Raw genomic sequence first — 6625 nt, 5'->3', positions numbered from 1 at the left:
GCTTCGTGCATGGCACGAAAATCCTCAGTGTCGGCGATGGCAGGCTGAAAATACGTGGTGGCACCGGCGAAAATGGAATCGCCCCAGCGCTTTTTGAGCGCCAGATAAATATTGGCGCGCCAGAGAGAGTTGACGCCGCTGTCAGCCAGGTTGGCGTCGGCGCTCACTTGCTCTTCGGAATAAAAACCGCCCAGGCCGAGGATGATGCCGTAGTCTTGGTCGGGTTCAGCCAGGCGCAATCGTGCGCCACCGCCGCTGAGGGCGCGATAATTTACCCGCGCAAACTTGTCCTGTTCCCACTGGCCAAAGGCTTCCCAGGCGGTGTAGTCGCTGAGGTCATGCACGCGTCGCATGTGTAGAAAATGGTTGTTGGTATTTTCGCGGCCAAAACTTTCGCCGTATTCCAGATTCATGGTGAGCATGTAGGTGTTGGGGGTGCGAAACCACTGGGTTTGGCTGTTGATGCTGGTGGTGAAGTTTTCGCTGTTGCCGGATTTGCCATCCAGGCCCAGGGTCAGTTGGCCATTCATGCCCTCCTTGAGGGCGCTCAGACGCAAATCTTCGATATTGATAATGGCGAGTGCCTGCATTGGTGAAAACGATAGAAAAAAAATTGTGATGAGGAAAAATCGCTGCATAAAACCACCCGGACAACTGAACGAACAGTTTAGCAGCTTGGGGTGGATCACTTCATGTGGTTGGCCGAAGTTTTACAAAAAAATATCTTCGCTATTAATTCCACGAGGCGGGAAGTTGCGCAGCATCCATAGTGACGGGAGCTTGCTGGTTTAGCTGCCATTGTGCGCTGGCATCACTGAACGTCAAGGTCAGTTGCGCGCCGTTGGCACCGGTCAGCGTGATGCTGCCTTGTTGTGGCTGAGTCTGACCATGCTGCCAGTGCAGAGGTTGATCGGTGCGTAAAAGCAGCTTGCCTTGATCTGCCCAGTCGATTTCGCCGTTGATTTGCAATGTCATACCCGCGCTGTCTGCTGATTGCAGGCGCTCAAGTTTGGTTAGCCAATAACTGGGCAGTGCGGGATCATTTAGGTCAGTGATCATCAGGTTATCGAGCAAGGTGTGAACATCGCCATTGGCTCGATAATTTATGGTGGCGTTGCCATCAATGCGAATAAATTGCGTTGGGTTTTTGAACTGATATTGATCAAACTGAAAATGAATGCGATTGCCGTCAGCGCTGGAGATGACGGGCGAATAGAGGACCTGGCCGTTTTCCAGTTGCTGCGCGTTGCCAAACGGGCTGCAGTAGTCGTTCAGCGAAATAACGTAGCGATCATCTGCTGGCAGGGTAGCACTGAGAATGCTTAGTGTGTACGTCCCGCCACAGGCACCAGCGGCTTCGGCTGGAACGAATAATTGATTGGGTTTGCTGGTCGTCTGGGTCGTGCCAGCCGCCAGTGGGTGCTCAACGCGCAAGATGGCCAATTGCAGCGCCTGGAGCAGCAGGGCTTGAGCGTTGTCGTTGTTCAGTGGCAATAGAGTTTGAGTATCGACCACGCGCTGGCCTTGGCCACAGCCGGCCAACAGCAGAATGCTCAGCAGGGGGAGAGTGCGTAGCGAAAAAACCATGTTATTGCCCGGAGACGGTTGGTGTTGTGTGAGCATTGTAGAGGGGAATTCTTTGGCGTCTCTTAAGTTGCTTTAGGATTTGTATTTATCTATTTGATTATATTTGTTTATTGTTTTGTTTCCGGCTTGCGAGTGATGGAGCCACTGGCGGTGATTGCTGCGCTTCCCTAAAATAGCGCCAAAAGCGGCCGGCGATGTCCGGAGCGTGATGGAAAAAGGACGAAAGGAAAAAACGATGAGTGGCGCGGATAATCAGCCTGACTGGCAAGCGATAGCGGAGAAATTTGATCTTTGGTTGCCACAGTTGGAACCGGTAGGGGAAGACCTGCTGCGCGGGCTGGAACCCTTTTCCGGAGATTTGATTTTGGACGTGGCCTCGGGCACGGGGGAACCCGCGCTGACCCTGGCCAAGCAAAATCCAGAAGTCACGGTTGTGGGGGTGGATGCTGCGCCGGCGATGGCTGCGGTGGCGCAGCGCAAGGTGGATCAGGCCGGCCTGACCAATATTTCGTTCACCGCCATGGCTGCAGAAAGTCTGGACTTTCCCGATTCCTGTTTTGATCGGGTGTTGTGTCGTTTTGGTGTGATGCTGTTTGCCGATCCGCTGAAAGGTTTGCAGGAAATGCATCGCGTTCTGAAACCCAGCGGGCGGGTGGCGTTGGCGGTGTGGGCAACCGCAGAAACAATGACCACCATGCACTGGGCGCAGCAAGTGCTGGCAGACAAACTGCCCGAGGCATTGCATCCGCCGTTGCAAAAAGCCACCTCGCTGGGTGCTGATGGTGTGCTGGATGATTTGATACTCGCAGCAGGTTTTTCAGAATACGAAATTCATGAAATGCCGCTGTTTTATCGTTTCGATTCGTTTGAGCAATACTGGCAGCTGATTGAAGCCTCCGACATTATGAAAATGCAATTTGATGCGTTGACGCCAGAAGTGAAAAACCAGGTACGCGATGAAGTGGCGCTGTTTGCCCAGCAATATCAGGAGTCGGATGGTCTGGTGATTCCCCATGCCTATTTGTTGGCGGTGGCGATGAAATAGTATTTGTTTGAAGAATTGATCAAAAAGCCGCCAGATGGGCGGTTTTTTTTTAACAATGGAGAAAAATATCAGTAGATATCTCAAGTTATGTTTCGAAGTGTCGTCATTGACTGGGCAGACAGCCGTTGCTATTTTTGGATAGCATCAGGCGTGTTGTCGAAAACTTGTTGAACTCAAATAATAGGGAGAGTCATATGAAGTGTCGTCAGTTAGTGTTGGTTGCAGCAATGGCAGCGGTGTATGCGGGGAATGCAGCGGCCGTTGATGGCTGGGCGCAGAATGCGCAGTACGCCAAGAGCCAGTCACTTCAAGCCAACTATGAAAAATTTTCTTCGTCGGCAGATATCTGGGTTAACCCAGCATTGATTGCCAACTACGAGGGGCAAATCACTGTCGATCACACCGAGATGCTTGGCGGTGGCGTCAAAACTGGTTTCGGTACTATTGGCTTGTTCTTGGGGCGCGACCATGAGGGCAAAATTACTACGGCTGACATGACCGGCGTAGCTACGGGCGCGTTTGTCACGGCCAATGCCGCAAGTGCAATTCCTAATACTCCAATCAATAATTTGTTCGATGTGTTTTGGGCAGACAAGCTTGGTGGCATGAATTTGGGGGCTCGTTTGAACTACGCGTCCAGGGCCACAAAAAATACAAGCTTGGTAAACAGTAAGGATTACAGTGCGAGAGACATCAATTTGGCGGCAGGTGTTGATATGCCAGCCTCAAAGATGGATGTTGGCTTCACACTGGGTTTACCTTCAGTGACAGCAGAAGACGTGTTTACGCTGCCCGCTGCGGATAGTCAGAAGCTGACGGGTGACGGTTTGTCCTGGGGGATTAAAGGACGCGTAACCCTGCAGGAAGATGCAGCTTCAGCGATTCGGGTGGCAGGCCATTACTCTTCGGAACAATATGAAGCCACGCTTGAAGGTCCAAACGGCGGTACTGCCATCAAGAAAAGCAAGGATAATACGAGTAGCAGCTATGGTGTGACGGGAAATTACGAGTTGCGCAAGAGCGGTAATCGCATGATTTTCTCCGCAGGTTTGGTGAGAACTAGCGGTGAGGATACTTTAAAGCAAACGACAGGAGCCGCTGTTGCTACGAATACTGTCACAAAAAAAACTGGGCTGAGTATTCCGTTGTCTGCTGCGTATGAGCTCAATGGTTTGGGTGAAAAGAAAAACTGGGATTTGCGGGGTTCGGTGACCAAAGATGTGTATAGTACCGGCACCTCTGAGACGGTAGATACGGTAACTCCGTCGTTGAGTAAAACCGAAGGCAATAATGCGATGCCGGTAGGTTTTGGTATCGGTTTGAGCTATCGTCCGATTGAAGCGCTGAACATTGATGCGTCAATGAACCAGGATTACTTGTTTACCGGTACCAACTTGGTGTCAAACGGTACGATGCAAGATCTGATTACTCGCGTCACCGTGACGTACAAGCTGTAATTGTTGCGGCTAGGTAGTACCAAGAGCCGCCCCTTGTGGGCGGCTTTTTTATGGGCGATTATTTGTATTCGTAACGAACGCCCACACCCAGATGCGAGACCTCACTAGTCAACATTGTCCAGTCAGCAAATATTTTATAGTTGTCGCGATAATCGTAAATCAGGCTGGCACCCAGGCTGACATCCAGGTCGGTGTCATCGCTGCCACGGCACAGTCCACCACAATCGGCTTGCGAATGGGCCAGTACCAGACCTGCGCGGTATTTGGCGCGCAGCTCGCCACTCAGGTGATGGGTGTAGGCACCGTATCCGCCCGCAGAATACACCGATACGTCGACACTGCTTTCAGACGGATCAATCAGCGAAAAGCTGGCTTCGGCTTCGGCGCTGAAGTTTTTATCGATCTCGGGGAATTTTTTACCCACCGTGCCGATGACGGCGATGCCCATGTTGTTGATGCCATCCACATGTTGCAGCGTCAGGCCGCCATTGGCGTAATCAACCTGCTCTGCATAGACTGAGTTGCCGGCGTGTGCGCTGTGCGCACTCAACAGTACCAAAGCGGAAATGAATGCTGCGATAGGTTTCATATTCATGAGTAATGGTCCTAAAAAAGTTGATCATTGAGGCTGAGTTTAGCAAAACAGCGCGGCTTGCTGTTTACCGATTTCCATCGCCTGAAGCTTTAAGCAAAATTTTGTCCATGATACGGGTGGACAGAAAACGTTTGAGGTAGCCGAAGAAAATGGTTGGCGTCGTCACATAATAGCGCGGATTGGGATTGTTGCTTTCCAGCGCATGAATCAACTTGGCCAATACTGCTTCCGGTGGCAGGGTGAAGGGCACGGCAGGGCCTTTTTTCTTTAGCCGAGCCTCCATGCTTTCGTATTTGCGGCGAAACGGACTGGTTTCTTTGTTGATGTGTTTTTGATACATCGCAAACGCATTGGCGCGAAACCGGCTGGTGATGGGGCCGGGTTCAATCAGCGAAATGCGAATGTTGGTGTCGTGTAGTTCTATCCGCAAGGTGTCGGTCAGACCTTCCAGCGCAAATTTGCTGGCATTGTAGGCGCCGCGAAACGGCATGGCGGCAAAGCCGAGTATCGAACTGTTTTGTACGATTCGTCCATGTCCCTGACGACGCATGACGGGTAAAGCCAGACAAGTGAGCTCATGCGGGCCAAAAAAATTGGTTTCAAACAGTGCGCGCAGGTCTTCGCGACGTACGTCTTCGACCGCGCCGGGCAGGCCATAGGCGCCGTTGTTAAACAGCGCATCCAGGGTGCCGCCGGTTTGTTGCAGCACCCAGGCAAAGGCACGCTGGATTGAACTGCTGTCATCCAAATCCAGTTGATGCGCTTCCAGACCCAGTGAGCGCAGCATGTCGACGTCGCTGTCTTTGCGGGCGGTGGCAAACACGCGCCAGCCACGCTGCTTTAGCCCTTGGGCACAGCACAGGCCAATGCCGCTGGAGCAGCCGGTGATGAGAATGGATTTTTGAGTCATGCAATGTCAGGTATGCAGTGAAAAATGAAAGCGTAAAATACCACCAATTGGCCAGTGCGGCTAATGCAGTGATGATGGTTTTTACCAATAAGTTGTTTTAAAACAATTGTCGCAGCGCCTGCGCCAGCAGCGGGGCCAGGGCGATGCGATTGCTGGGGTGATGGATGCTGTCGGTGCTCCAGATATGGTTGACGCCGGCGTCGCGCAGCAGTGGCTCGGCCTGTTGATTGAACAGTGCGTGGGTGACGATGACATTGACGCTGCGGACCTGGCGCGCGAACAGCAGTTGCGCGGCCTGGGCAACGGTGTGGCCGGTGCTGATCATGTCGTCGAGGATGTAAATGTCTTTGCCGGCAAAATTTTTGTCGGGCAGGGTGATGTTGATATCCGTGTCACCGTGCCGGACTTTGTGGGCGACGGCCCAATCAAATCCCAGTTCGCTGGCCAGTTGTGATACCCATTGTTCGGATTCGCCATCGGGACCAAACAGCATGGCGTGGTGATCCTGCTGGCGCAGAAAGTCGCTGATGACCGGCGTGGCCATCAACGCCACAGCATTGTTGAGCGGAATCGCTTGTTCTAGTCGGTCTATACGATGCAGGTGCGGATCAACAGTGATCACGTCGTCGAAATGCTCTGCCAGCATCTGGCCGATGATTTGTTGGCTGACCGCTTCGCCGGGCTGATTTTCAATGTCCTGGCGCATGTAGCACAAATAGGGCGCGACTAACGTGACGCGTTTGACGCCATGATCGCGTGCTGTTTTGGCGGCGAGAATAATTTCGATCAGTTTGTCGTTGGGGTGATCCAGGCTGCGACACAGAACAACATGATCAGGTAACGGCAAGGGCAGGCGTACCAGACTTTCGCCATCGGGAAAGCGGTGCAGGGAAATCTCCTGATAATCCACGTCCAGCGCATTGGCCAGTGCCTGGGCTTGATCGTGATAGTCGGCAAAACCGAGAATAATCACCTGCGCTCCTTAAATTGAATGTGCCAGTGACTGTGTCGACGGAGGAACGCAATCCTGC

At 52.5% G+C, this 6625-nt stretch carries 7 protein-coding genes; 2 read left to right on the top strand and 5 right to left on the bottom strand.

What is annotated here, in order from left to right; genetic code table 11:
* Both OEW58_10295 and OEW58_10290 read right to left on the bottom strand, forming a co-directional pair.
* The coding region (locus tag OEW58_10295) for a DUF481 domain-containing protein (protein MDH5301740.1) at positions 1-638 on the bottom strand (638 nt) is incomplete at its 3' end.
* A gap of 94 nt (positions 639-732) precedes the next feature.
* Positions 733-1587, bottom strand: coding sequence for a hypothetical protein (locus tag OEW58_10290; GenBank protein MDH5301739.1), 855 nt, complete (start codon positions 1585-1587; stop codon positions 733-735).
* Between the two features lie 235 nt (positions 1588-1822).
* On the opposite strand from OEW58_10290, the gene OEW58_10285 reads away from it, so the two are divergent.
* Both OEW58_10285 and OEW58_10280 read left to right on the top strand, forming a co-directional pair.
* The gene (locus OEW58_10285; protein ID MDH5301738.1) at positions 1823-2632 is read left to right on the top strand and encodes a methyltransferase domain-containing protein; all 810 of its coding nucleotides are present in this window, start codon (positions 1823-1825) and stop codon (positions 2630-2632) included.
* Positions 2633-2826: 194 nt separating this feature from the next.
* Positions 2827-4089: a hypothetical protein gene (locus OEW58_10280; protein ID MDH5301737.1), complete on the top strand. Its 1263-nt coding sequence runs from the start codon at positions 2827-2829 to the stop codon at positions 4087-4089.
* 58 nt (positions 4090-4147) lie between these two features.
* Here the strand turns inward: OEW58_10280 and OEW58_10275 are convergent, their stop codons facing one another.
* From OEW58_10275 to OEW58_10265, 3 genes are all read right to left on the bottom strand, one after another.
* Positions 4148-4684 (bottom strand): hypothetical protein, encoded by a 537-nt coding sequence (locus tag OEW58_10275; protein MDH5301736.1) that lies wholly within the window; start codon positions 4682-4684, stop codon positions 4148-4150.
* Between the two features lie 64 nt (positions 4685-4748).
* Positions 4749-5594, bottom strand: a complete 846-nt coding sequence (locus OEW58_10270; protein ID MDH5301735.1) for an SDR family NAD(P)-dependent oxidoreductase — start codon at positions 5592-5594, stop codon at positions 4749-4751.
* Between the two features lie 97 nt (positions 5595-5691).
* Complete coding sequence (locus tag OEW58_10265; GenBank protein ID MDH5301734.1) at positions 5692-6567, bottom strand: ribose-phosphate diphosphokinase; 876 nt, start codon at positions 6565-6567, stop codon at positions 5692-5694.
* Positions 6568-6625: the final 58 nt, after the last annotated feature.

Source organism: Gammaproteobacteria bacterium (genome assembly GCA_029884425.1).
Lineage (GTDB): Bacteria > Pseudomonadota > Gammaproteobacteria > S012-40 > S012-40 > JAOUHV01.
The sequence above is the reverse complement of the archived record's forward strand: the minus strand, read 5'-3'. Positions and strand labels throughout refer to the sequence as shown.